Origin of the sequence: Actinomyces stomatis (genome assembly GCF_031292835.1) — a bacterium.
Classification (GTDB): Bacteria; Actinomycetota; Actinomycetes; order Actinomycetales; family Actinomycetaceae; genus Actinomyces; species Actinomyces stomatis.
Genome location: NZ_JASPEP010000027.1, coordinates 16,321 through 41,825, shown reverse-complemented (window position 1 = coordinate 41,825; position 25,505 = coordinate 16,321). Strand labels below are relative to the sequence as shown.

Annotated in this window: 16 protein-coding genes; 3 read left to right on the top strand and 13 right to left on the bottom strand. The window is 70.0% G+C overall.

Annotated features, from left to right (window positions below; all coding sequences use genetic code 11):
• Positions 1–1,334: 1,334 nt before the first annotated feature.
• Positions 1,335–1,538 carry a DUF3073 domain-containing protein gene (locus tag RIV12_RS11545; RefSeq protein ID WP_003781441.1) on the top strand — a complete coding sequence of 68 codons (204 nt, stop codon included), beginning with the start codon at positions 1,335–1,337 and terminating at the stop codon, positions 1,536–1,538.
• Between the two features lie 318 nt (positions 1,539–1,856).
• On the opposite strand, the gene purM is transcribed toward RIV12_RS11545, so the two are convergent.
• From purM to RIV12_RS11530, 3 genes are all read right to left on the bottom strand, one after another.
• Positions 1,857–3,002, bottom strand: a complete 1,146-nt coding sequence (gene purM, locus RIV12_RS11540) for a phosphoribosylformylglycinamidine cyclo-ligase (RefSeq protein ID WP_309324016.1) — start codon at positions 3,000–3,002, stop codon at positions 1,857–1,859.
• Positions 3,003–3,122: 120 nt separating this feature from the next.
• Entirely contained in the window at positions 3,123–4,814 is a 1,692-nt protein-coding gene (gene purF, locus RIV12_RS11535) for an amidophosphoribosyltransferase (RefSeq protein WP_428978938.1), read from the bottom strand.
• A 216-nt stretch (positions 4,815–5,030) separates the two neighbouring features.
• Entirely contained in the window at positions 5,031–5,879 is an 849-nt protein-coding gene (locus tag RIV12_RS11530) for an EamA family transporter (RefSeq protein ID WP_309324012.1), read from the bottom strand.
• Positions 5,880–5,933: 54 nt separating this feature from the next.
• On the opposite strand from RIV12_RS11530, the gene RIV12_RS11525 reads away from it, so the two are divergent.
• A complete protein-coding gene (locus tag RIV12_RS11525; protein ID WP_309324010.1) occupies positions 5,934–6,452 on the top strand; it encodes a TetR/AcrR family transcriptional regulator in 519 nt (172 codons plus the stop codon).
• Positions 6,453–6,465: 13 nt separating this feature from the next.
• Here the strand turns inward: RIV12_RS11525 and RIV12_RS11520 are convergent, their stop codons facing one another.
• The 9 genes from RIV12_RS11520 to gdhA all read right to left on the bottom strand — a co-directional run bounded on the left by RIV12_RS11520 (position 6,466) and on the right by gdhA (position 23,383).
• Entirely contained in the window at positions 6,466–8,109 is a 1,644-nt protein-coding gene (locus RIV12_RS11520) for an RNB domain-containing ribonuclease (RefSeq protein ID WP_309324008.1), read from the bottom strand.
• 139 nt (positions 8,110–8,248) lie between these two features.
• On the bottom strand, positions 8,249–8,692 hold the full coding sequence (locus tag RIV12_RS11515; protein ID WP_309324006.1) for a sterol carrier family protein: 444 nt from the start codon (positions 8,690–8,692) through the stop codon (positions 8,249–8,251).
• Positions 8,693–9,366: 674 nt separating this feature from the next.
• Positions 9,367–11,529, bottom strand: coding sequence for a PTS fructose transporter subunit IIABC (locus RIV12_RS11510; protein WP_309324004.1), 2,163 nt, complete (start codon positions 11,527–11,529; stop codon positions 9,367–9,369).
• Between the two features lie 235 nt (positions 11,530–11,764).
• Positions 11,765–12,775 (bottom strand): 1-phosphofructokinase family hexose kinase, encoded by a 1,011-nt coding sequence (locus RIV12_RS11505; protein WP_309324002.1) that lies wholly within the window; start codon positions 12,773–12,775, stop codon positions 11,765–11,767.
• Entirely contained in the window at positions 12,772–13,536 is a 765-nt protein-coding gene (locus tag RIV12_RS11500) for a DeoR/GlpR family DNA-binding transcription regulator (protein WP_075418381.1), read from the bottom strand. Before RIV12_RS11500 ends, RIV12_RS11505 begins: the two co-directional genes overlap by 4 nt.
• A gap of 357 nt (positions 13,537–13,893) precedes the next feature.
• Positions 13,894–16,302, bottom strand: a complete 2,409-nt coding sequence (locus tag RIV12_RS11495) for a bifunctional metallophosphatase/5'-nucleotidase (RefSeq protein WP_309324001.1) — start codon at positions 16,300–16,302, stop codon at positions 13,894–13,896.
• A gap of 218 nt (positions 16,303–16,520) precedes the next feature.
• A complete protein-coding gene (locus tag RIV12_RS11490) occupies positions 16,521–18,680 on the bottom strand; it encodes a 5'-nucleotidase C-terminal domain-containing protein (RefSeq protein WP_309323999.1) in 2,160 nt (719 codons plus the stop codon).
• A gap of 501 nt (positions 18,681–19,181) precedes the next feature.
• The gene (locus tag RIV12_RS11485) at positions 19,182–21,617 is read right to left on the bottom strand and encodes a bifunctional metallophosphatase/5'-nucleotidase (RefSeq protein ID WP_309323997.1); all 2,436 of its coding nucleotides are present in this window, start codon (positions 21,615–21,617) and stop codon (positions 19,182–19,184) included.
• A gap of 428 nt (positions 21,618–22,045) precedes the next feature.
• Positions 22,046–23,383: an NADP-specific glutamate dehydrogenase gene (gdhA, locus tag RIV12_RS11480; RefSeq protein WP_309323995.1), complete on the bottom strand. Its 1,338-nt coding sequence runs from the start codon at positions 23,381–23,383 to the stop codon at positions 22,046–22,048.
• A gap of 185 nt (positions 23,384–23,568) precedes the next feature.
• On the opposite strand from gdhA, the gene RIV12_RS11475 reads away from it, so the two are divergent.
• Positions 23,569–24,402 (top strand): class I SAM-dependent methyltransferase, encoded by an 834-nt coding sequence (locus RIV12_RS11475; protein WP_309323993.1) that lies wholly within the window; start codon positions 23,569–23,571, stop codon positions 24,400–24,402.
• Between the two features lie 39 nt (positions 24,403–24,441).
• Here RIV12_RS11475 and RIV12_RS11470 read toward each other — a convergent pair whose 3' ends face one another.
• Positions 24,442–25,455 carry a TIGR01777 family oxidoreductase gene (locus RIV12_RS11470; protein WP_309323991.1) on the bottom strand — a complete coding sequence of 338 codons (1,014 nt, stop codon included), beginning with the start codon at positions 25,453–25,455 and terminating at the stop codon, positions 24,442–24,444.
• Positions 25,456–25,505 lie beyond the last annotated feature (50 nt).

The window sequence follows — 25,505 nt, the reverse complement described above, 5'->3', positions numbered from 1 at the left end:
TCCACGCTCGCCAAGGCGGCCGCCGTCGCCGGCGCCGTGGTGACCGCCGGCGTCGTCCTGACCCGCCTCGCCCGCCGCTGACGCCAGCGCACCGGCGCCTGAGTTCTCCGAGCGGCGCTCCGAGAACCGGGCCTCGCCCGCCGAGGTCGCACGCCTCCCCGGCGACCACACCACCCACCTGTCGAGGACGCTCCCCCTCCCTGCGACCACGCCTCTACTCACCGAGGACGCACCATCGGGCTCGCGGACTGCACCCCCAGGGGACAGTCCTCCGCCCCCATGGTGCGTCCTCGCATCTTGTGCACCCTCACACCCCAGCAGCGCCGCGGCACTGCCCATCCCCTTGGGGATGGTGTTTTCGGCTGCGTGATGGTTGCTGGAATCGTGCGAGGTCAGGTGGCACGAATCCACCTGAGATCAACGATCTGGACCTCTGCCACCGCAACCGAGCCCGCGTTGACCAGGGCTCAATCCGTGCCAGCTCAGATAGCCAGATGCCAGCAACCGTCACGCAGCCACAACGACACATCCGCACCCTGCCCATGAAGACCACGGTGCCCCGCCGTACTCCAGCACCAGGAGCCAATCGCTCCGCATCGAGGACTGCGATTTCCTCCCAGGACTTACTTCTCCCCCAGATGACTGCGCTCAAACCCCAGCGATCTGTAGGAAAACGCAGTCCTCGATCAACAAGTACGTCCCCGTCACCAAGCGCAGTCCCCAGCCCCAGGAACCGGGCCGGCTCACGTCGAGAAACCCCCACTGGGGGCCAGCCACCAAGGAGACAGGCCCTTCGAACACGCCGAGCAACAGGCCCGGCACGTCGAGGACGCACCATCGGGCTCGCGGACTGCACCCCCAGGGGACAGTCCTCCGCCCCCATGGTGCGTCCTCACGGTTCAGTCGGTCTGGGCCACCATCTGCGCACCCGTGCGCCCATCAGGGCCGCCACCTGCGCACACGTCAGGCCCCCCGCGTACGCCCCCGGCGAAGTGCCGACACCTACTCACCAGGCAGTCCCCCCCACCCCCTTGTCAGGAATCCTCGGGACGGCAGCCCCGCCCCCTGAGGCTCCCGGCCTCTCTGGAGGAACTTCGGGTCGACATTGGGCAACATCCGCAGGCTCACTGCGGGTCTACCGAAGGCTTGCTGGGCAATGTCTATGGGACTCTTGAACCCCTCGTCCAACATGTGGGGTGTGCGTCACCACGCCTCTCCCCCGGTGTCCGAATGGTGTTCGTGACCATTGACGTTGTACGGTTGCCCCACGACATATTTGACCAGGAAGAGCGCGCCCACGTGCGCGCCGTGACACGTTGGAGGGGGTCGAGCCTATGGGGCGCGGCCGTCAGAAGGCCAAGGCAACCAAGGTTGCCCGTAAGCTCAAGTACTTCAGCCCGGAGACTGATTACAAGGCTCTGGAGCGGGAGCTCGTCTCAGCATCCTCGGGATCTGAGCCTGACGACGAGATCGACTACGAGGAGCTGGCCGCCAAGTATGCCGTCGACGATGACGACTGGGACGAGGGCGGCAAGTAGCCCACCCAGTTGAGGAGGGCCGGAGGAACGCACCTGCCGGCCCTTCCGCGCGCCTACGAGCGCGTGAGTCGAGGCCATCGGGCAGCCATCCGTGTCACTCCCGGCGACTTTTCACTCCCGACCCGAACCACCTGTGTCGCATCGACCCAGGTCAGGGTGATGCCGCCCTGATCCACTGCTGCAGAACCGGCCCGGTAAGGCTTGACTAGTCGCCACACGTGACACCTCACGGTGCGAGGCCCCGGTTGGATACCGCATCCAATCGGGGCCTCGTCGTTGTCGTCGCCCGCTGTTCGTGCCAGCGGCGGCCTCGGCCGCTCAGGCGGTCCGGTAGGTACCGTGAATGTCGACCGCTCCCCCGTCGACGCCCTTCGTACCGGAGACCACCCGGTCCCGGGCCTCGTACTTCCCGGCCTCATGCACCTCGCCCAGCACCCAGGCGGGGATGTCGGAGCCCTCGGCGACCCGCAGGACGGCGTCGACCACGCCCGGGTCGACAACGGCAACCATCCCCACACCCAGGTTGAGGGTGCCCTCGAGGTCCTCCCACGGCACCGAGCCGAGCTCGCGCACGGTGGAGAAGACCGGCGGCACCGTCCAGGAGGAACGGTCGGCGTCGGCGATGAGCCCGGCCGGCAGGACCCGGGCGACGTTGGCGGCCAGTCCCCCGCCGGTGATGTGGGACAGGGCATGGACCGGCCCCGGGGCGGCCGGCGACGACAGGGTCTCCAGCATGGCCAGGCACACGCGGGTGTACAGGCGCGTGGGCTCGAGCAGCTCCTGGCCCAGGGTGCGGCCGAACTCGGGGACCTCGCGCTCCAGGCCCCAGCCGGCGTGCTCGATGACGCGGCGCACCAGGGAGTAGCCGTTGGAGTGCAGGCCGGAGGAGCCCAGGGCGACCAGGACGTCGCCGGCACGCACCTTCTCGGCACCGAGGACGCGATCGGCCTCGACGACGCCGGTGGCGGCACCGGCGACGTCGTACTCGTCGGGGGCCATGAGGCCGGGGTGCTCGGCGGTCTCACCGCCCAGCAGCGGGGTGCCGATAGCGGCGCAGGCCTGGGCGATGCCGCGCACGATGTCGGCGATCCGCTCAGGGACGACGTGCCCGCAGGCGATGTAGTCGGTCATGAGCAGGGGCCGGGCCCCGACCACGACGATGTCGTCGACGACCATGCCCACCAGGTCCTGGCCGATGGTGTCGTGGATGTCGAGGGCCTGGGCAATGGCGACCTTGGTGCCCACGCCGTCGGTAGAGGTGGCCAGCAGGGGGCGGCGGTAGTCACGCAGGGCGGAGACGTCCACGAGCCCGGCGAAGCCCCCGACGCCGCCGACGACGGCCGGGGTCATGGTGGAGGCCACGGCGTCCTTCATGAGCGCGACGGCCCGGTCCCCGGCGGCGGTGTCCACGCCGGAGCCGGCGTAGGTGATGGCGGAGGTGGGCTGCTCGGGCTGCTGGGTCATGTGGGGGCTCCTTGTGGACTCGGGTCGAAGGTGCGGTGGTGAGCGGAAGGGGCGAGGGCGGAGCAGGTGGCCGGCGACTGACCGGGGTCGGCCAGTCAGCGCACGGCCGGCCGCCCAGGGCTACGACGTCGTCGAGCCCAGGGGGCTGCCGGAGGCCAGGTCCGGGCGGGTGATGCTGCCCGGCGGCACGGTGCGCTCGGCGTCGTCGGCCTCGGCGCGGCGCCGTCCGCGGTAGGCGGTCGGGACGCGGCGCACAGGGATGGCGGCCGACTTCAGGCTGCGCACGGGCGGCGGGATCGGGTAGTCGCCGGTGAAGCAGGCCAGGCACAGGTCGTCGGCCTTCTGGCCGCTGGCGGCCACCATGCCCTCGACGGACAGGAAGCCCAAAGAGTCGGCGCCGATGGACTCGCCGATCTCCTCCACGCTCATGCCGGTGGCGATGAGCTCGGCGCGGGTAGCGAAGTCGATGCCGTAGAAGCAGGGCCACATGACCGGCGGGGAGGAGATGCGCACGTGGACCTCGGCGGCGCCGGCCTCGCGCAGCATCCGCACCAGGGCCCGCTGGGTGTTGCCGCGCACGATGGAGTCGTCGACGACGACGAGGCGCTTGCCCTCGATGACCTCGCGCAGAGGGTTGAGCTTGAGGCGGATGCCGAGCTGACGCAGGGTCTGGGTGGGCTGGATGAAGGTGCGCCCCACGTAGGCGTTCTTCACCAGACCCTGACCGTAGGGGATACCGGAGGCCTGCGCGTAGCCGATGGCGGCCGGGGTGCCCGACTCGGGCGTGGCGATGACGAGGTCGGCCTCCACCGGGTGCTCTCGGGCCAGGGCGGCCCCCATCTCGTTGCGCGAGGTGATGACGCTGCGCCCGGCGATGCGGGTGTCGGGGCGGGCCAGATAGACGTACTCGAAGACGCAGCCGGCCCGGCGGGCGGTGGCGAAGCGCGAGGAGCGCACACCGTCCTCGTCGATCTCGATGAGCTCGCCGGGCTCGATCTCGCGCACGAAGGCGGCACCGACGATGTCCAGGGCGGCGGTCTCGGAGGCCACGGCCCACCCGTTGCCCAGGCGTCCCAGTACCAGGGGGCGCACCCCGTGGGGGTCGCGGGCGGCGTAGAGGGTGCGCTCATCCATGAAGACCAGGGAGAAGGCGCCGCGCAGCATGGGCAGGACCCGGCGGGCGGCCTGGTGGACGCTCAGGGGGGCCGGCGCGGAGTAGGCGGCGTCGAGATCGGCGTCGTCGGTGATGCCGGAGGTGAGGATGTCGGCGGCCGAGTCCCAGCCCTCTAGGGCTCCGTGCTCGGAGACGAGGTTGAGCAGGGCGGCCAGGACGGCGGTGTCGGTGGAGGAGCCGCGGCCGAGCTCACCGCTGAGGTCCTCCCCGGAGGTGACGCGCACAGCGTCCATGAGCTCGCGGGTGTTGGTGAGATTGCCGTTGTGGGCCAGGGCGAGAGTGGAGCCGGCCGCCGGGCCGAGCATCGGCTGGGCGTTCTCCCAGGTGGTGGCCCCCTGGGTGGCGTAGCGGACGTGGCCGACGGCGACGTGGCCGGTGAGGTTGGACAGGGCCTGGTCGTCGAAGACCTGGGAGACCAGGCCGAGGTCCTTGTAGACGAGGATCTGGGAGCCGTTGGAGGTGGCGATGCCGGCCGACTCCTGGCCGCGGTGCTGGAGGGCGTAGAGGCCGAAGTAGGTCAGGCGGGAGACCTCCTCGCCGGGCGCCCACACGCCGAAGACGCCGCACTCCTCTCGCGGAGAGGGCTCGAGCTCGTCGGAGTGGTCGTCGGGCAGGGCGGTCAGGCTGGGCGCGCTCACGGGCGCCGCGGGAGCCGTCGGATCGGTCTGACTCGACTGGCTGGACCGACCGAGAGGCTCCGAGGAGCCAGCCCGCGGGATGCGACGGGCGTCGTCGGGATGGTCGAAGGTGATCTGCGATGGGTTCTCACCGGTGCGCACACACACAGTCTGTCATGACCGGACGTCGCCTGACCATCGGCGGGCGCCGGAGCCGGCCCGCGGGCGGCTCCGGAATCAGCTCGCCCCCACCAGGACCCCGACGACGATCATCGAGACCCCGAGTATTGATCGCCTGGTGAAGGGCTCACGCAGGAGCCACACCCCGGCGATGATGCCGAAGACGACGTTGAGGCCCCGGGAGGTGGCGACGACGGACGGAGGCCCGAAGCGCATGGCGACAAGCACCAGCGCATAGCTCGCCGGCACCAGCACCGCGATGGGGAGGGCCCGGGCCCAGCCGGCAGCCAGCGCAGCGGGCAGCTCGCGACGACGCCGGCCCAGCACGATAGTGAGCAGCACGAGCTGAGCCAGACTGGACAGCGCCATGTAGGGCACAACAGAGACGTACAGGTGCGCGACGGCGAAGGCGTCCCACAGAGTATAGGCGGCGGTGCAGGATGCGACGGCGCTGCCCGCCCGGAGGCCCCGGGCCCGGGTCAGATCCCGCCAGGTGGTCCCCGAGGCGAGGGCGACGCCGATGAGGACCGCCAAAAGCACGAGCGCCTGGATAGCGCTCGGGCCCCCGGCCCACGGCGCCGCCACCGCCGTCACCAGAACCGGCGCCAGTCCGCGTGAGACCGGGTAGACCACTGACAGATCCGCCGCCGAGTAGGCGCGTTGGAGGACCGCGGCGTAGGCCGTGTGCAGCGCCGTGCTGACGAGGGCCGCCCACCAGGCCGGGCCCAGACCTCCCCAGGTCGCCCCCACTGTCAGTACCGCGAGCCACAGCGGCGCGGCGATGGCGCTGTAGACCCACACGAAGGCGACGTCGGAAGTACCGGAGCGCTTCACCAGCACGTTCCACAGGGCGTGCAGGGCGGACCCGACCGAGACCAGGGCGAGGGAGTATCCGAAAGCCATCATGTAGACGGTGTCTACCATGTTGTAGACGCCGTCTACAAGAGGCAGGCTAGGGCCATGAGCCAGACAACGGAGGACCGTCTGATCCAGGCTGGGCGGCAGCTGCTCGAAGAGAACGGCATCAGCGCGGTGACGGTGCGGGAGGTGGCCCGGCGCTGCGGCATCTCCCACGGCGCACCGAGACGCCACTTCCCCACCCTCGCGCTGCTACTGTCCGCCATCGCCGAGGTGTGCCTCGATGAGCTCCGCACTCGCCTCACCGATGCCGAGGCAGGCCTCAAGGAGACCGCGAGGGCCTACGTCGCCTACGCCGTCGAGCACCCCCACGCCTTCGACCTCATCACCCGTCACGACGTGCTGGCCGGCAGCGGACGGGAGCTTCGGGCCAGGTCCCTGCCGCTCCTTCAGCAGTGGCGCTCCTGCTTCGCGGAGCAGCACCCGGACGCTCCCGACGCCGCCGCGACCGCCGCCTGGGCGGCCGTCCACGGCGTTGCCTCGCTCGCCTCACGGGGCGTGCTGGACCTGGTCGGGACCGATGCCCAGGAGCTGCTGGATCAGATTCTCCCGCAGGACTGACGCATCGGGCGCCTCAGGGCTGGTGCGTCAGGAGCTGGAAGCGAATGCCGGAGGCGGGGTCGGCGGACAGGAGGCGGACCCGCACGCGCTCACCCACCGGGAGGCCGCCGTCGGAGGCCTTCTTGCCTGCGCGGATCTCGGTGACGACGGCGGGCTCAGCCAGGACGAGCTCGCCGCGGCCGTCGCGCTCGGAGGTGATGACGCCGTCGAAGACCTCGCCCTCGTGGCCGCGCAGGACCAGGGCCTCCAGTGCGGTCAGGGCTCCGCGGCCGATGGCGCGGGCACGCTTGCCGGTCTGTTCCATGACGTCGGGCAGGTCGGGCAGCGCCTGAAGCACCCACTGGGGCACGGGCGCCTGGGCGCAGGCGGCGATGCAGACCTCCTCGCCGTAGCGGTCCACGAGGCGGCGCAGCGGAGCGGTGACGTGGGCGTAGCGGGCGGCGATCGCGGAGTGGACGGCCTCCTCGGCGTCGGAGGCCTCGTCCTCGGCCGGGACCCCGACGCCGCCCACCCCGAAGGCGAGGTAGCCCGATCCGCGGAAGAGGGACATGGCCTGCTCCATGAAGGCCGCATGGGCGGGCACGGCGTCGTCCAGGCTGCGCACGAGCTCGGGGTAGGGCTGGGCGGCCGGCCAGTCGATGCCCAGGGCCGCGGCGACGCGCCTCAGGCGGGCGTAGTCCTCGGGGCGCGCCGGCGGAAGGGTCCGCAGGATGCCGACGCCACTGTCGACCATGATCCGGGCGGCGCACATGCCGGTAAGCAGGGAGATCTGGGCGTTGTACTGCTCGGCGGGCACGGGCACACGGTAGGCAAGCCGGTAGCCGGCCGGGCCGGTTTCCTCAGCAGCCCCCTCGTCCCCCGCCGGGCCTGCCGACTCTGACGCCTGTTCCGCCCCGGTCGCCTCGACGACCTGCTCGGGCGTGGTCATGCTGATGCCGCCGCGGGCGGCCTCGCGTTCCAGGCGCAGGCGGCCGATCTCGGCCAGGAGCTCGGGCAGTTCGGCCGGCGCCTCCTGAGGCAGGGTGCCCTCCCCGTCGATGGCGGCCTGGACCTGGGCGTAGGTGAGGCGCGCCCGCGAGCGCACAAGGGCCCGTTCGACGTGGGCGGAGACGACCTCGCCACGGTCGTCGAGGTCGATGGTCCACAGGCAGGCCGGACGCTCCACGTCCTCCAGGAGGGAGGCGGCACCGTGGGAGAGGACCTCGGGGTGCAGGGGTGTGGCGGCGTCGGGGGCGTAGATGGTCTCGCCGCGGCGGCGCAGCTCGGCGTCCAGGGCAGCGCCGGGGGTGACGAAGGTGGCCAGGGAAGCGATGGCGTAGTGGACTCGGTAGGCGGCTTCCGACTCCGGAGCGCCCCCAGCGGTCGCACCGGCCTGATCGGCCTGCGCGGGCAGGCGCTCCAGGAGCACCGCCTGGTCGAGGTCCATGGAGCCGGGCGGGTCGATGGTGACCAGGTCCAGGTCGCGGCCATCGCGGGCGCCGTCGGCCAGGAGACGGGCGGGGCCGTCCTGGGCCCAGGCGCTGGCGGCGGACTCCGCCTCGGCGAGGGCCTCAGGCGGGAAGTCGGTGGGAACCTCGTAGTGCGCGCGCAGCGCGTCCAAGGTGCGGGCGACCTCGGCAGGCGGGGCGGTGTAGGTGCTCAGGCGCGTGCGACTCATGGGATGAACCTACCGGTGCGGGCCTTCGGCACAGTGACGAACAGGCGCGCACAGCCCCAGCACGCTTCACACATCGACATCATCAACGGTGCAAACACCACCTGACCCCACCCGTCGTTTTTGAAGAAAATGTCGATGTTTACCCGGGGAGCCGGACGAGGGGCAGGTAGACGGACAGATCGCAGCGCTCGCCGGAGGCGTGCAGGGCGCCACCGGCCAGGGCGTCCTGCCAGCTGAGTCGGCCGGTGGCCAGGGCCAGCCAGGTGGGGGCATCGGTCTCGACGACGCTGGGCGGGGTGCCCCGGCGGTGGACGGTGCCTGCGACGGCCTGGGTGACTCCGAAGGGCGGGACCCGCACCTCGACCGAGCGCCCGGGCGCGCAGGCGGCGAGCTCTTCGAGGGTGTAGCGCACGGCGGTGGCGGTCACCCGGCGTCGGGAGGCCCGGTCGGCGGGACTGGCGGGGTCGGGGCCGGCACCGCTCCCACCTCCGGCCGGTTCGTCGTCGGACGTGTCCTGCTCCTGGGCCCACTGGCGCAGGGCCTGAGCGCCGGCGTCGGGGTCGATGCGTCGTCTTGCAGCCATGGCGCAAAGCCTATGCCGGAGCGCCCTGGAACTGGCAGGCGAGCACAGCCCGACAGCGCCGCACAGCAGGCCCGGCCCGTCAGGAGGCGAGCCCCCGTACCCGCGGCGAAGACCTCCACAAGGTCATGCCGGTCGGCTCTGATCGGTCTCGACGACAGAGCCGCGCAGCCGTCCTGGAACATCGAGGACTGCGTTCTCCGCCCAGGACGTACCTCTCCCCCAAACGACTGCGCCCGGGCCGTCACCTTCTGTGGGAGAACGCAGTCCTCGATCGAAAAGTACGTCCTCGATCTGGGGCGGCTCAGTCCACAGGGACGTTCCGCGCCGTCGGGGACAGTTCCGTACGGCCGGGTGCGTGTCACCCCAAGCGGGGACACTCCTCGCAGCCGGTGGCATCCTGCACGGCGGGGTGCGTCATGCCCCAGGCGGGGACATTCAACGCCGTCGGGGACAGGACTCCTGTCCCCGTGCGCGCGGGATGTCCCCGGTCGGAAGGGAGTGTCCCCGCACGCGCGGATTGCACCCGTGGGCGAGAAAATGTCCCCGGCCGCGTGAAGCGTCCCCAACGAAGGACACCCAATCTCTCGGACTCGGCCTCGCCGTTCCTCACACGCGTCGTGCGGAGCCCCGCACCTGGTGGGACCCCGCACGACACGGTGATGAGGATCGCCGGATCAGGCGGCAGCTGCGGCCTGCGCCTCAGTGCTCTTCTTGCCGTCCGCGTTGCGCCCCAGCCCCTTGAGAACGATGACCAGCGCGGTGGTCACCACCGTCCCGGCCAGGATCGCCAGGAGGAAGCCACCGAAGTTGGTGATGGCGAAGGCGACGAACACGCCTCCGTGGGGCGCGCGGGAGCCGACGTGCATGGCCATGGTCATCGCGCCCGTGACCGCACCACCGGCCATGGTGGCCGGGATGACGCGCAGCGGGTCGGCGGCGGCGAAGGGGATGGCCCCCTCGGAGATGAAGGACAGCCCCAGCAGCCAGGCGCTGCGCCCGTTCTCCACCTCGGCCTTGGTGAACAGCCGCGAGCGCAGGAAGGTCGCGACGGACATCGCCAGCGGCGGCACCATGCCGGCGGCCATGACGGTGGCCATGATCTCGTAGGGGGCGGTGTTGCTGGCGCTGGCCGCGGACAGGCCCGCGGTGCCGAACAGGTAGGCGGCCTTATTGACCGGTCCGCCCAGGTCGAAGCACATCATGAGCCCGAGGATGATGCCGAGCAGCACGGCCGACCCACCCCCGGACATGGAGGTCAGCCCGTCCTGCAGCGCGGTCATGAGGGAGGCCAGCGGCAGCCCGAGGAGCAGGTACATGACGGCGCCGACCACCAGCGTGGTGCCCAGCGGGATGATGACCACGGGCATGAGCCCTCGCAGCCAGGACGGTACGCCCAGCCCGGCGAGCCAGGCCGCGAAGTAGCCCGCGAGGATGCCGCCGACCAGGCCGCCGATAAACCCGGCACCGACCTCGACCGCGACAACCCCCATGACGAACCCGGGCGCGATCCCGGGCCTGCCGGCCAGCCCGAAGGAGATGTAGCCGGCCAGAGCCGGGACGAGGAAGCTCATGGCCGCCTGCCCCAGCAGGAACAGCGTCCACCCGATGTACAGCAGCAGCCCGGACTGGGAGACGGTGATCGTCTCGGTGCCGACGACGTCTCCGGCCGAGTTCTTGATCTCGTGAACGAACTCGTTGCCGGGCAGGTTCCACAGGGAGTAGTCGCTGATGGAGATCTTCTCGTAGAGGTTGGCCACGTCGTACCCGGCCAGGAGGAAGCCCAGGGCGATGAGCAGACCGCCGGCGGCCACGAAGGGGATCATGTAGGACACCCCGGTCATGACCGAGCGCTGGAGGCGCCGGGCCCAGTGCTCGGAGCCCTCCTCGCTCTCCTCGCTGGACTCGCCGCCGGCCGGCACGCGGGTGGCGCTCGGGTCATCGACCGCGGCCAGGGCCTTGTCCACGAGGGAACCGGCATCGTTGACGGCGGCCTTGACACCGACGTCGATGACGGGTTTGCCGGCGAAGCGCTCGCGGCCCTTGACGGGCAGGTCATGGGCGAAGATGACGGCGCTGGCCCGCTTGATGAGGTCGGGGTCAAGGGCATCGATCTTGCCTGAGCCCTGCCCCTCGATGGCCACGGTGATGCCGCGGTCCTTGCCGGCCTGCTCCAGGGCCTCAGCGGCCATGAAGGTGTGGGCGATGCCGGTGGGGCACGAGGAGACGCCCACGATGACGGTCTCGCCCTCCCCCGGGGCCGACGACGTCGCAGCGGCCTTGGGCTCCGCGGCACCGCCCCCTTCGGCCGTTTCCGCGGCGCTTGCGGTCTCACTGGCCGCGCCGTCCTCGACCGGCGCCCCGTCGTCCAGCAGCTCGGGCTGGACCTGACCGGTGACGATGCGGGCGACTTCCTCGGCGTCGGCGGCCTGGCGCAGGGCGTCAGTGAACTCGGACTGCATGAGACCGCGGGCGAGCTTGGCCAGGAGCTGGAGGTGGAAGTCGTCGGCGCCGTCGGGGGCGGCGATCATGAAGATGAGGTCGGCGGCCTGTCCGTCGGCGGCCCCGAAGTCGACCGGCTCGGCCAGACGGGCGAAGCCGAGGCTGGGGGCCAGGACGTGAGAGCTGCGGCAGTGCGGGATGGCGATGCCGCCGGGGATCCCGGTGGGGGCGGTCGACTCGCGCTTCTTGGCGTCGGCGGCCAGGCCGTCGGGACTGGAGGCCCGGCCTGCGCCGGCCACGGTGGTGGCCAGGAACTCGATGACGTCTTCCTTGCCCGGGCCGGCGTCGGCGTCGAGCGCGACCAGCTCGGGGATGATGAGGGGTTTGTTCTCGGTCATGGTCTTCCTTGGTGTCCGAGGTGCCGTCGCCCGGTGGGCTACGGCGTGTCACAGGTGGTCAAGGGTGGTGGGCGGCGGTCATGCGGTCAGTGGTGGTCATGTGGAGGGTCGGTGGACGGGTGGTGAATGGTCGGTGGCGGAGCCGGCTGGGCGGTGGCCGGCCGGCAGCCGCTGACATGAGCGGGGACGCGGGGGCTCGCGGGTCTGCGGCCCCGGCGCCTGTGGACGCCCCGGCTCAGGAGAGCCGGGTGACGACGGCCGGCTGATCGGGCAGGTCGGCGGGCGTGGGCAGCGTGGTTCCGGGCAGGGAGGCGGCGGCCGAGCCGTAGGCCATGGCGGTGCGCAGGCGCTCGGTCTCGTCACCGCCGTTGACGTCGGCCAGGATGTAGCCGGCCACCGAGGAGTCCCCGGCGCCGACGGTGGAGACCACCGGGACCTCGGGGGCGGTGGCGTGCCAGGCGCCGTCGGCGGTCACCAGAACGGCGCCGGCGGGGCCGAGGGTCACCAGGACGGCACCGATGCCCAGGTCCACCAGGAGGCGGGCGGCGTCGACGACGGGGCCGTAGCTCCCCCGGACAGCGCCCTCCTCAAGGGCCATGGCGCGTTCGGCGGGCAGGCCGGCGAGCTGGCCGAGCTCCTCGCCGTTGGGTTTGATGAGGTCGGGGGCCGAACCGGGCAGCTCGGCGGCCAGGGCCGCCAGGGGCTCGTCGGAGGTGTCGACGGCGATGCGCAGCCCCGGGGACGTCTCGCGCAGGAGCCCCACCAGGCGGGCGTACCACCTGGCCGGCGCACCCGGCGGCAGGGAGCCGGACAGGACCGCCCAGTGGTGGGGGTCGGCTCCGGCCGACACTCCCGTGAGCGTCAGGGTCTCCAGGAGGGCGTGCTCGACGGCGTCGACCTCCTCCTCGCTCAGGCCCGCTCCCAGCTCATTGAGCTTGGTGGTGGTGCCGTCGGGCTCGGTGACGGCGGTGTTGATGCGGGCGGGGCCGGCCACGGGCACGGATCGAACGGTGAGTCCGGGCAGCTCGAGGCCGTTCAGGGCGGTGAGGATGGGGTCGTGCTCGGCGGCAGGAAGGACGGCGGTGGCGGCGCGCCCGGAGTTGGACAGGACGCGGGCGACGTTGACGCCCTTGCCTCCCGGTTCCATGACGATGCCGGTCAGGCGCTGAACGGCGCCGCGCTGGAGGGGGCCGGGCAGGGAGACGGTGCGGTCGAGGGACGGGTTGGGCGTGAGGGTCAGGATCATGCGACGAGTACCTCGGTTTCGGTGGTGGCAAGCTGGTCGATGAGTGCGGGCGGGATCTCGACGTCGGTGACCAGGAGGTCGATGTCGTCGAGGGAGGCGAAGGAGACCAGGTGCTCCTGGCCGATCTTGGTGGAGTCGACCAGGGCCACCACCTGGCGGGCGCTGCGCACCATGGCGCGTTTGACGGTGGCCTCGTCGGGGTCGGGCGTGGACAGCCCGTGGGCTGCGCTCAGGCCGTTGGCTCCCAGGACGGCGACGTCGACTCGGAGGGTGGACAGGGCCTCGACGGCCTCGGGGCCGACGGCGGCCTGGGTGAGTCCGCGCAGCTGGCCGCCCAGGATCCGCACCCGCGTGCGTCCGGCGGCGGCCAGGGAGGCGGCGGTCAGGACGGAGTTGGTGATGACGGTCAGGTCGCTCTCGGCGGGCAGGAGGCGGGCGAGCGATCCGGTGGTGGTTCCGGCGTCGATGAGGAGGGTGGTGCCGGGTTCCGGTGCGAGCCGCGCCAGGGCGGCTCGGGCGATGGCCTGCTTGGCGGCGGGGTTGACCTGCTCGCGCTGGGTCACGCCGGTCTCCGGCAGGGCCGGGGCGGGGATGGCGCCGCCGTGGACCTTACGCAGGGCGCCACTGCGGTCCAGGGCGGTCAGGTCTCGACGGATCGTCTCAGGGGTGACGTCGAAGTGCTCGGCGAGCTCGGTGACGAGGACCCGCCCTGCACCGCGCACCTGCTCCACGATCTGGTGGTGCCTGTCCTCGATGCGCATGTTCACCCCCTGAGGTCGGTACCATCGACAGAGACGCCCGCTCGGACATCTCTTCAACTTTTCATGTTTGAACAGACGTAAGGGTATGTCCGTTCAGACATTCGTGTCTACCCCTGAGTGACTCACAATACATTTCATAGGCTGTTCTGAGAACAGGGTCCGTCCTCGACGTGAGCCGCAGCCGCCACTGCTCCCCCGATCACCTGCACCTTCCCCGGTGGCGCCCCACCACCCACGCAGGCATTCGTCACCCAGCACTCGTGCCCGCCACCCCCGGTGGGGCGACGGGCACGAGTGTCGATTCGCGCATCGCTGCATCAGTCGGCATCAAACCGCATCAGCACGCGTCAATCCACGTCAGTCGACCTGCCGTCTGCGGCGCAGGATGAGGTAGCCGCCGACGATGAGGATCAGGGCGACGACACCCGCCCCTAGGGACGCACCTGTGCGGGCCAGCGACCAACCACCCGAGCCACCGACCGGCTGAGCGCCGCTGCCACTGCGGGCCTCAGGAGCGGCGGCTGCGGGCGGCGCGCTACTCCCGGCGGACGGCTCGGTGCCGCCGCCCACGGACGCCCCATCGGCATCACGACCGACCTGCGGGGTGGACGTCGCCTCACCGCCGGCCTCGGCCGCCGTCCCGTCAGCACCGTCTGCCGTGCTGTCACCCGTTTCCGCACCGGGGTCGGCCGCAGCCTCATCCTCGATCTCAACCGAGAAGCGATTGAGAACCGTGCCGGCGGAGTCGAGGGTCTCGACGGAGGCCCAGCGGCAGGTGGCGGCCTGGACCGTGCGGCAGGCGCGCGTGGGGGCGTCGGACGGGAAGGTGAGGTTGAAGTCGACCCGTCCGGTGGTCGGGCCGGTGGGGTCGACGGTGAGGTCGAGGTCCTTGGTCAGGATCTCCTTGCCCCCCGAGCTCACGCGCACGCTCCGGGCGCCGGCGGCCTGCTCGGAGGCGTTGGTGTAGGCCAGGGAGTCCAGGGTCACTGAGACCATGTCGGTGCTGCGCGCACCGCCTGAGCTGACGTACACGGGCCCCACGGTCATCCCGGTCTGCCGCTTGGAGTAGCCGGCCTTGACGGGCTGGTCGCCGAAGGAGGCCAGGTAGGCGGAGGTGACGTCGCGGTCGAGAACACCGGTGTTGGTCACGGGCTTGCCCTTCAGGACGGTGTAGCCGTCGCCGCCGGTCAGCAGGAAGGAGTTGGAGGCGACGACGACACTGTCGCCGTCGGCCAGCGGCTTGCCGTCGACGAGGATCTCACGGATCGCGGGGGCGGCTCCGGCTTCAGTCCCGTGAGCGGCATCGGTGCTGGCCTCGGTGAGGACGTCGACGTTGCTGGACAGCCCCAGGGTGAGGACGGGCCGGCTGGAGCCGGGCTGCCACTGCTGGGACAGCAGAGCCTTCAGCTCGGCGCCGGTGAGGGTCGTGTAGGCCATCTCGTTGCCGAAGGGCTGGACGGTGTAGGCCTCCCCCGAGGTCAGGACGCCATCACCCTCGGAGCCGGAGGCGGCGTAGAGCAGGTCGGCGCGCACGCCGCCGGCGTTCATGATGCCCACGTAGCGGGTGGAGCCGGCCGGCTGGATGTCGGTGGCGAGCCAGCTGCGGAAGGACTCGGCGATGAGGTTGGAGGCGGTGGACTCGGTGCCTCGGTTGGCGCCGGGTCCGGAGCCGTCCGAGCCGCGCAGGAAGTCCGATCCGATCCGGGCCAGCGGCTTGCCGCCCTCGGTGGCGGAGTCCTTCTCCGCCTGGGACACGATCCCGGCGACGCCGTAGGCGTCGGTGGTGCAGTTCGAGCTGCGCAGGTCTTTGTTGTCAGCACTGACCACCGAGGTCTTCCGGCTGGCGGGGTCATAGCTGAGACGGATGCGCCCCAGCGCCCAGCCGTAGTGGTCGGCCTGAACGACGGCGATCTGGTTGCCCTCAGCACCGGTGACGGTCTGGGCGAAGGGCACGTGGGTGTGTCCGGAGAAGACGGCATCGACACTCCCGCCGAAGCTGGTGGCAGTGGTGGCGGCATCCTCGTGACTGAGCACGACCACGACGTCGGCCTCACCATTGGCGGGATCGCCGTCCTTGAGCTCGGCGGCACGGGCATTGGCGGAGGCGACCGCTGGACTCAGGGTGAGAGTGGACAGGGCTGAGGGTGACACGAGGGTGGGAAGCTCATCGGTGACGACGCCGACGAAGCCGACGCGCACACCGCCGACCTCCTTGATGAAGACTCCCTTGCCGACACCCTCGGCGCTCAGGGGAGCCGAGCCGGAGACGTTGGCGGCCAGGATCGGGAAGTTCGAGGCGGGCAGGATGCGCGTCTCCAGGTCGGTCAGGCCCTGGTCGAGCTCGTGGTTGCCCAGGGCGGAGGCATCCAGGGACATCGCGTTGAGCGTCTCCATGGTGGGGCGGTCCTGGAGGATGGAGGAGACGTAGGCCGACCCACCCACGGAGTCTCCGGCGGAGACGAACAGAGTGTTGGGGTTGGTGGCGCGGGCGGCGGAGACCTCGCAGGCCAGAGTGACGGCGCCGGGGTCCTCGACGGAAGTCTGCCCGGTGTTGCGGTCCGTCTGAGTGGTACGGGAGATGTGGCCGTGCAGGTCGGTGATGCCCAGCAGGTCGATGGTGGTGGTGCCGCTGGCCGGAGCGTCAGCCGGCGCGGCCGGTTCGTCGGCACCGGCGGTCGGGGTGAGCGGGGAGGGACTGAGGGCTGTCAGAGTGAGCGCGCACATGACGGCGCCGACCTTGACGGCCCACGTGGGGTGCAGTCGCATGTCGTTCCTTGTCAGGCGGAGGGATGGTGACCCGGGAAAAGATGAGGAGAGGAACATGACTAACCGTATGTGACCGCGCGACACGAGGCATTTTTTCACGGAACTCACTGACATTCATCACCCAGGACTCGTGCCCGCCTCCCCTGGTGGGGTGGCGGGCACGAGTGTCGATTCGCGTATCACTGCGTCAGCCTGTGTCAGACCTGCCGCGATCCACGTCAGTCGATCTGCCGCCTGCGGCGCAGGATGAGGTAGCCACCGACGATGAGGGTCAGGGCGACGACGCCCGCGCTGAGGGAGGTACCGGTGCGGGCCAGCGGCCAGGCTCCCGAGCCGCCGATCGGCTGACCACCACCGGCGCCGCGAGCCTCACGAGCGGCAGCACCCGCCCCACTCGTGGCGGCAGGCAGACCGCCTGCACCGTTGACCGGCACCGTGGCACCGTCAGCGCTCCCGCCTCCGGGTGAGGCAGTCGCCTTCCCATCCGGGACCGCACCGCCACTGGGAGCCGCCGAGGCCGACGGTGCCGCCTTGGCACCGGGCGCAGCCGACGTCGTCGCCGTGGCACCCGCCGACGGCCCGGCACCGGAGGTCGAGGACGGAGTCGGCTGCGCGCCGGGAGTGGACGACGGAGTGCTAGACGCGGCCGATGGCCCGCCACTGGCAGTGGCCGACGGCGTTGCCGTGGGCGCCGCATCGGCCGGCACCTCGACGTAGAAGCTGTTGAGAACCCTGCCGACGCCGTCAACGGACTCCAAGGTGACCCAGCGGCAGGTCGTGGCCTCCGCGCTGCGGCAGGCGCCGGTGGGTGCATCGGCCGGAACCGTGAGGTCAAAGCTCGCCTGACCGGTGGTGGGGCCACTGCGGTCCACGGTCAGGTCGATGTTCTGACTGAAGAACTCCTTGTCCCCGGACACTGCGCGCACACGGCGAGCCCCGAGAACCTGCTCCGTGGGGTGGGTGTATACTAGGGAGTCCATCGTCACTGTCACCGTGCCGGCCTGACCGGGCTTCGGGGTCGCACTCATACCCACCTGACGCTTGGCGTAGCTCGGTTTGAGTATCTGCTGGTTGAAGGAGGCCAGGTAGTTGGTGGTGATGTCACGTCCGAGCGAACCGACGTTCACAACCCCTCTTCCATGGGGGAGTGTGAAGCCGGCGCCGCCGGTGAGCAGCTCCTGGGTGGAGGCCACGACCACCGTGTCCGTGTCCCCCAGGACCTGCCCGTCCACCCGGACCTCGCGAATCGAGGGAGCGGCGCCGTCCTCGGTCTGGGCCGCGGAGTTCACGATGACGTCGACGTTGGCGGACAGTCCCAGCTGGACAGCCGCCGGATCCGCTCCGGGGCGCCACTGCTGGGCGATGAGCCCCTTGAGCTCGGCACCGGTCATGGTGAGGTATCCCATGGCCTTGTCATCCGGCGAGACGTTACGGACCTCGTCGACCGTGAAGAGGCCGTCGACCTGGTCAGCGGGCACTTCTCCGTGATAGTTCCCGGTGCTCTTGTAGCGGAAATCGGCTTTAAGGTCGTCGGCCCGGACTACTCCCACATAGTGTGTGGAAGCCGGCGGCTGCTCCATGGGATCCATGTCGGCGAGCCAGTATCGGTAGGACTCGGCCACCAGGTCGGCCGCCGTGGACTCGGTGCCGGTGTGGGCTCCAGGGGTCACACCGTCCGATCCACGCAAGTAGTCGGTGCCGAGCTGCGCCACCGCCCGGGCAGCCCCCAGATCCATCATCTTGTTGTATCTCTTATATGAGAAGATATTGACGCCGCCGAAATCGTTTTCATGACAGTATTCCTGCCTCAGATCGCGGTTCTCCACGTTGACGACGGAGACCTTCTTGGTGTCCCGGTCGTAGTTGAGCCGAATCATCCCGAGCTTCAGACCGTAGTGGTCAGGCTGGACGACGGCGATCTCATTGCCCTCGACCCCGGTCACCGTCTGCGCGTAGGAGACGTGGCTGCGTCCGGCGACGACGGCGTCGACGTTCTTGGAGAAGCCCGTCGCCGTGGAGGCCGCGTCCTCGTGACTGAGCACGACGACGACGTCGGCCTCACCATTGGCGGGGTCACCGTCTTTGAGCTCGGCTGCGCGGGCGTTGGCCGTGGCCACCGCCGGGGCGACCGTGAGCTGTGCCCGGGTGGAGGAGGAGACCAGTTTGGGCAGCTCATCGGTCACCACACCGATGAAGCCGACCCGCACCCCGTCGACCTCCTTGATGAAGACACCGCGACCGTCCCCCTCGGCACTCAGGGCATCGGAGCCGGACACGTTCGCCGCCAGGATGGGGAATGTCGCATAGGGAAGAACCCGACCCTCGAGGTCACCGAGACCATGGTCGAGCTCGTGCACCCCTAGCGCAGAGACATCCATGCGGAACCGCTCCAGCACATCCAGTGTCCCCTCATCATCCATGTAGGACGACAGGTAGTATGACGACCCGATATTGTCTCCCGACGAGACGAATAGCGCATTGGGATTCGCTCTGTAAGCCCGACTCAAATGGCACGCCAGGGACGTCACACCGGGATTCTCCACATTGTTGAGGTCGACCTCGCCAGTCTCCGGATTCTTATGGAACGTCGTTTCGATGTAGCCGTGCAGATCGGAGATGCCAACGAGGTCGATGGGGACTCCCCCATCTGGGGAGTCCAATGGCACAGCAACGTCGGGCAGTCCGGCGCCCTGAGGTGGAACCGTCCCGGAGGGCGCGGCGGTGGAAAGAGGGCTGAGTGAAGCGAGGGCCAGCGCGCTGAATGCAGCGCAGACTCGTCCCCGCCTTCGCGATATGAGTCTCATGATATGTCCTTAGGTCAGCGTGAAATGAGTGCAGGCATCACGTGAAAGGAGAAGGGCCGCAACATTGCTCGCCTCTCATCCTTCCTGCCGTCTGCGGCGCAGGATGAGGTAGCCGCCGACGATGAGGGTCAGGGCGACGACGCCCGCGCTGAGGGAGGTACCGGTGCGGGCCAGCGGCCAGGTGCCCGAACCACCGGCCGGCTTCGCGCCGGCTCCGCGGACCTCCGGGGCGGTGGTACTCGCCCAGCTCGTGGCGGCAGGCAGACCGCCCGCACCGCCGACCGGCACCGTGGCACCGTCAGCGCTCCCGCCTCCGGGTGAGGCCGTCGCCTTCCCATCCGGGACCGCACCGGCACTGCCGCTGGGGCCCGCCGTCGCCGTGGCACCTGCCGACGGCCCGGCACTGGGCGTCGAGGGCGCAGCCGACGGCGCACTGGGTGGGACCGGCTGTGCACTGGCAGTGGCCGACGGCGTTGCCGTGGGCGCCGCATCGGCCGGCACCTCGACGTAGAAGCTGTTGAGGACCCGGCCGGCGGCGTTCACGGACTCCAGGGTCACCCAGCGGCAGCTGTCCGCGGAGGCTGTGCGGCAGGCGCCGGTGGGCGCATCGGCCGGGACCGTGAGGTCGAAGCTCGCCTTTCCGGTGGTGGGGCCACTGCGGTCCACGGTCAGGTCGATGTTCTGACTGAAGAACTCCTTATCCCCGGAGCGGGCACGGACTCGCTGCGCACCGAGGGTCTGTTCGGAGGCGTTGGTGTAGGCCAAGGAGTCCATCGTCACTGTCACCGTGCCGGCCTGACCGGGCTTCGGGGTCGCACTCATACCCACCTGACGTTTGGAGTAGGACGGCATCAAGGGCTTGTCCCCGAAGGAGTGCAGGTAGGAGATGAAGACGCTGTGGTGGAGTGAGCCGACGTCGACGATGACCTTCTGGTCAGGAATGGTGAAGTCGACGCCGTCGTCGAGCAGCTCGTGGGTGGAGGCCACGACCACTGTGTCCGTGTCCCCCAGGACCTGCCCATCGACCCGGATCTCACGCACTGCGGGAACGGCTCCGCTCTGCGCCGTCGCCCCGGGATCGACAATGACGTCCATGTTGGAGGACAGTCCCAGGTTGAGCACGGCAGGATCGGCGTGGAATCTCCACTGCTGAGCGATGAGCGCCTTGAGCTCTGCACCATTCAGAGTGGTGTAGGAGAGCGCTTTATTGTCGGGCTGGACGCCGAGCGCCTCCCCGTAGGAGACAAGGCCGTCCTGGTCCGGGCGCGGGATGTCGTTGTAGTTACCGGACGCGAGGTAGGTGAGGTCCTTCTTGACGTCACCGGAATTGACGATGCCGACGTAGTGGCTGGTTCCAGGAGGTTTGATGTCGGTGATCCAGCTGCGGTAGGACTCGGCGACCAGGTCGGCTGCCGTGGACTCCGTTGCCGCATTGGTGTCGGGGACGCTTCCATCGGAACCCCGCAGGAAGTCCGCCCCGATATGCGCCAGCGGTTGCTTCTTAACGTCTGTGACGGAGCTGTAGTACTCCCACATCGTATTCAGGACGTCGGGAGAGGAACCTCGGCATTCGAAGCCTTGGATGGGTGTGCTATGCGCGTAGTAGGCGAATGTCTTCCGGGTCGTTCGATCGTACTCGAGGAGAACATCCCCGAAGGTCCGCCCGTAACGGCCGGGCTGGACGACAGGAATCGCATTGCCCTCGAATCCGGTGACGACCTGCCCGTGGCCCTGTCCGCTGCGACCGGCGACGACGGCGTCGACGTTCTTGGAGAAGCCGGTTGCCGTGGAGGTCATGTCCTCATGGCTGAGCACGACGACGATGTCGGCCTCACCATTGGCGGGGTCACCGTCCTTGAGCTCGGCGGCGCGGGCGTTGGCCGTGGCCACCGCGGAGGAGACTGTCAGGGCCGCCCGGTTCGCCGCGGGCGTCCGGGCGGGGAGGTCGTCGGTCACCACGCCGATGAAGCCGACGCGCACCCCGTCGACCTCCTTGATGAAGACCCCCCGACCACTCCCCTCGGCACTCAGGGCATCGGAGCCGGACACGTTCGCCGCCAGGATGGGGAAGTCGGAGGCGGGCAGGATTCTGTCCTCGAGGTCCTTCACTCCGCCGTCGAGCGCGTGAACCCCCAGGGCTGAGGCATCCAGCTCCATCGTATTGAGCCCGCTGATGACGGGCCGGTCCTGCAGGAAGGAGGACGCGTGGGGCGAGGCGCCGACATTGCCGCCGGAGGAGACGACGAGCGTGTTGGGGAAGTCCTCTCGAATCCCACGGACAGCGCACTCGATCCCGACCAGGCCGGGGTCCTTGGGGAGGTCGTACTCCTCGGTATCCGGGTTGAACCCGCTCGTCTCCAGGTAGTGACCGTGAAGGCTGCCCAGGCCCACCAGCTTGATGCTCACCTTGTTGCCCGGATCATCGGCCCCCTGGAGCCCGTCAGCGCCGTCGGGAGGTTTCTCCGCAGCGGCAGCCGGCGGCATGAGGGATGCTGTCGGAACCGAGATCATGGGACTCAGTGCAGCCACAACCAGAGCGCTCAACGCAGCGCAGACTCGTGCTCTGCGAGCTGGAAGTATTCTCATGTCAATCCTCATGGGACGTAGGGATGGAGATCGGGATCACTTGAGGAAGGGAACATCACCAAGGTACGCCTCTCCCGGGATTTTTGCAGTATTTTTTACGATCTCATCCAGTCGGTAGATTGCCCGGTCGCGACTGCCCGTCACGGAACGGCATTGAGACGTACGGGATCGACGTTCGCAGGCGTGGATGGGGCTGGCGGGAGCGCGGCGAGGAGCGAGCCACGCGGTTGGCAGCCAAGGGCATTGATCCCGCACGCCCCGCCCCTTCCCACGGCACAACGACGGCGTCCGTCACCTCGAAGAAGAGGTGACGGACGCCGTCGCTATGGGCGCGAGCCCGGATCAGCCAGGTATCAGACGATGCCGTGGGCGATCATGACGTCGGCAACGCGGGTGAAACCGGCCGCGTTGGCGCCGAGCACGTAGTCGCCGGGGCGGCCGTACTCCTCGGCCGCGGCGACGCAGGAGTCATGGATGTCGGCCATGATGCCGGTCAGCTTGGCCTCGGCTGTGGCGAAGTCCCAGCGGGTGCGACCGGCGTTCTGCTCCATCTCGAGGGCGGAGGTCGCCACACCACCGGCGTTGGCGGCCTTACCGGGGCCGAAGAGGATGCCGGCCTTCTGGAAGGCCTCGACGGCCTCGGGGGTGGAGGGCATGTTGGCACCCTCGGAGACCACGCCGCAGCCACCCCTCAGCAGGGTGTTCGCGGCGTCGCCGTCGAGCTCGTTCTGGGTGGCGCAGGGCAGGGCGACGTCACCGGGGACGTCCCACACGGAGCCGCCGGTCACGAGGCGGGCGCCGGGGCGACGCTCGACGTAGTCGGCCACGCGACCACGCTCGACCTCCTTGACCTGCTTGAGCAGCTCGAGGTCCACCCCGGCCTCGTCGACGACGTAGCCGGAGGAGTCGGAGAAGGTGATGGGGGTGGCGCCGAGCTGCTGGGCCTTCTCGATGGCGTAGATCGCCACGTTCCCGGCACCGGAGACGAGGACCTTCTTGCCCTCGAGGGACTCGCCCTTGGTGGCGAGCATGGACTGGGCGAAGAGCACGGTGCCGTAGCCAGTGGCCTCGGTGCGCACGAGGGAGCCGCCCCAGGCCAGGCCCTTACCGGTGAGGACGCCGGCGTCGTAGGAGTTCCGCAGGCGCTTGTACTGGCCGAACATGTAGCCGATCTCGCGGCCGCCCACGCCGATGTCGCCGGCGGGCACGTCGGTGGAGGGGCCGATGTGGCGGGCCAGCTCGGTCATGAAGGACTGGCAGAAGCGCATGACCTCGGCGTCGGAGCGGCCGTGCGGGTCGAAGTCGGAGCCGCCCTTGCCGCCGCCGATGCCCTGGGCGGTCAGGGCGTTCTTGAAGATCTGCTCAAAACCGAGGAACTTGATGATGCCGGCGTTGACTGAGGGGTGGAAGCGCAGGCCACCCTTGTAGGGGCCCAGCGCGGAGTTGAACTCGATACGGAAGCCACGGTTGACGTGGACCTGGCCGGCGTCGTCGACCCACGGGACCCGGAACATGATCTGGCGCTCGGGCTCGACGATGCGCTCCAGGAGGGCGCCCTCAGCGTAGTGGGGGTGCTTGGCGATGACGGGACCGAGGGACTCGAGCACCTCGTGGACGGCCTGATGAAACTCGACCTCTCCACGGTTACGAGCCACAACCTGCTCATAGACCTTTTCGACAACGTCCTGCATGAGGGACTCCTTCGCCTAGAGGAATAAGCTCAGCACCTGGCTGGTCGCCGCGGCACCGCGAGAAGACTTCCACCGAGACGTTCACTGAGACGAAACATCTCGCGATTCGGAGGAAATATGCCGTAGCGAAGGCCACATTCCGGACGCTCACGCAACACAGATCACATCCCCGGATGATCTGGGGCATGAATGGTGAACAGCTTCCGGAAAGTTCAGTCGGGACGGCGCGCTACACCCACGGGCACAGCGCGGCGGTGCTCAGCGCACACTCGCGACGCGGCGCCACGGATTCGGCCGCCTACCTGCTTCCCCACCTGAGTGCGGGAATGAATCTGCTCGATGTCGGCTGCGGGCCGGCGTCCATCACCGCGGACCTCGCCGAGCACGTCGCCCCGGGGCGGGTCGTCGCCCTGGATGCCGCGGCCGACGCCCTGGAGGCCGCTCGGGCAACGCTGAGCGAACGGGGCCTGTCCGAGCAGGTGGAGCTGGCCGGCGGGGACGTCATGGCCTTGCCCTTCGAAGACGGTTCCTTCGACGTCGTCCACGCCCACCAGGTGCTCCAGCACCTCACGGACCCAGTGGGCGCCCTGGCCGAGATGCGCCGCCTCACCCGCCCCGGCGGGATCGTGGCCGTGCGCGACGCCGTCTACTCCGCCATGACCTGGTTCCCCGAGCCAGCGGGTATGGAGCAGTGGCGCTCGGTCTACATGAACACCGCCCGGGCCAACGGCGGCGAGCCCGACGCCGGGAGCCGGCTGCTGTCCTGGGCCCGGGCGGCGGGCTTCACCGACGTGATGGCCTCGGCCTCCACCTGGTGCTACGCCACGCCCGCCGACCGGGCCTGGCAGTCGGAGACCTGGGCGCAGAGGTGCCTGACCTCCTTCGGGCCGCGGGCCGTCGAGCTGGGGCTGGCGGACAGAGCCGACCTGGAGACGATGGCCGAGGCGTGGCGGCAGTGGGGCACCAGCGAGGACGCCTGGTTCGTCGTCGTGCACGGTGAGGTCATCGCCCGCGCATGACGGCGGGGTGCACAGGATCGACCGGCACCGCGTCGGGCGTCAGGCGCCCAGTCCCCAGATCGAGGCCGCGCCCGGCGCAGTGAAGCGGAAGCCGGAGTCGAGCAGCCTCTGGGGGACCGCACGCTGAGAGGCGCCGAGCAGCTCGGCAAGCATGCTGCCGATGCTTCCGGTACCGCTGGTCGCCCCGACCCTTCCCACCCGGTCCAGCAGGACCTGGGGCACTACCGCCGGCGAGGGCGGGCCGAAGGCGCGGGACAGCAGCCGGTGGAGGTCGCGGTTGCGCAGGGGCTCGGGCGCGGTCAGGTTGACCGGCCCGTGGACGTCGTCGTGCTCAATCGCCCACAGGAGACCGGCCGCGGCATCCTCCAGCCCGATCCACGGCTGCCACTGGTCACCGCGGCCGAGCCGGGCCCCCGCCCCCACCCGGTAGGCGGCGCCGAGGATTCTGCCCAGCCCACCCGAGGAGCTGACCACCAGGCCCGTGCGGGACTGGACCGTGCGCAGCCCTGCTCGCGTCGCCGGGCCCGTAGCGGCCTCCCAACGCCGGCACAGCTCGGACAGGAATCCCTCGCCCGGGCCGCATGCCTCGGTGAGGATCTCATTGCCCCGATCCCCGTAGAAGCCGGTGGCCGATCCGCTCAGCAGGACCCTGGGCCGCCCCGCCGGGGGCAGGCCCGCGGCAACCCGGGCGATGAGAGCGGTGGTGGACAGGCGCGAGGCCACCAGCGCGCGACGACGCGCCGGCGTCCAGGGGCGCGGCGCGATCGGGGCGCCCGACAGGCACACCACAGCTGCGGCCCCCTCCAGGGCACCGGGCGCCAGGAGACGCTCGGCGGGGGCCCACCAGGCGTGCTCCCTACCGGAGGCATCGACCTCGATGCTCTCCCGCGGCGCCTTGCCCGCTCCACTGCGATGGAGGATCCGGATCCTCCAGCCACTGTCCTGGGCCATATCCGCCAGGCGGGATCCGATGAGGCCCGCTCCGGCCACGACGAGCAGCCCCGGGCCGCTGCGGCGGCCGGGCGGTGCTGAGGGGATTCCGTGAGTGCTCATGAACCCACCCTAGGCCTGGGCCCTTGGGCCCACCCTCCCAACTGCGCCCT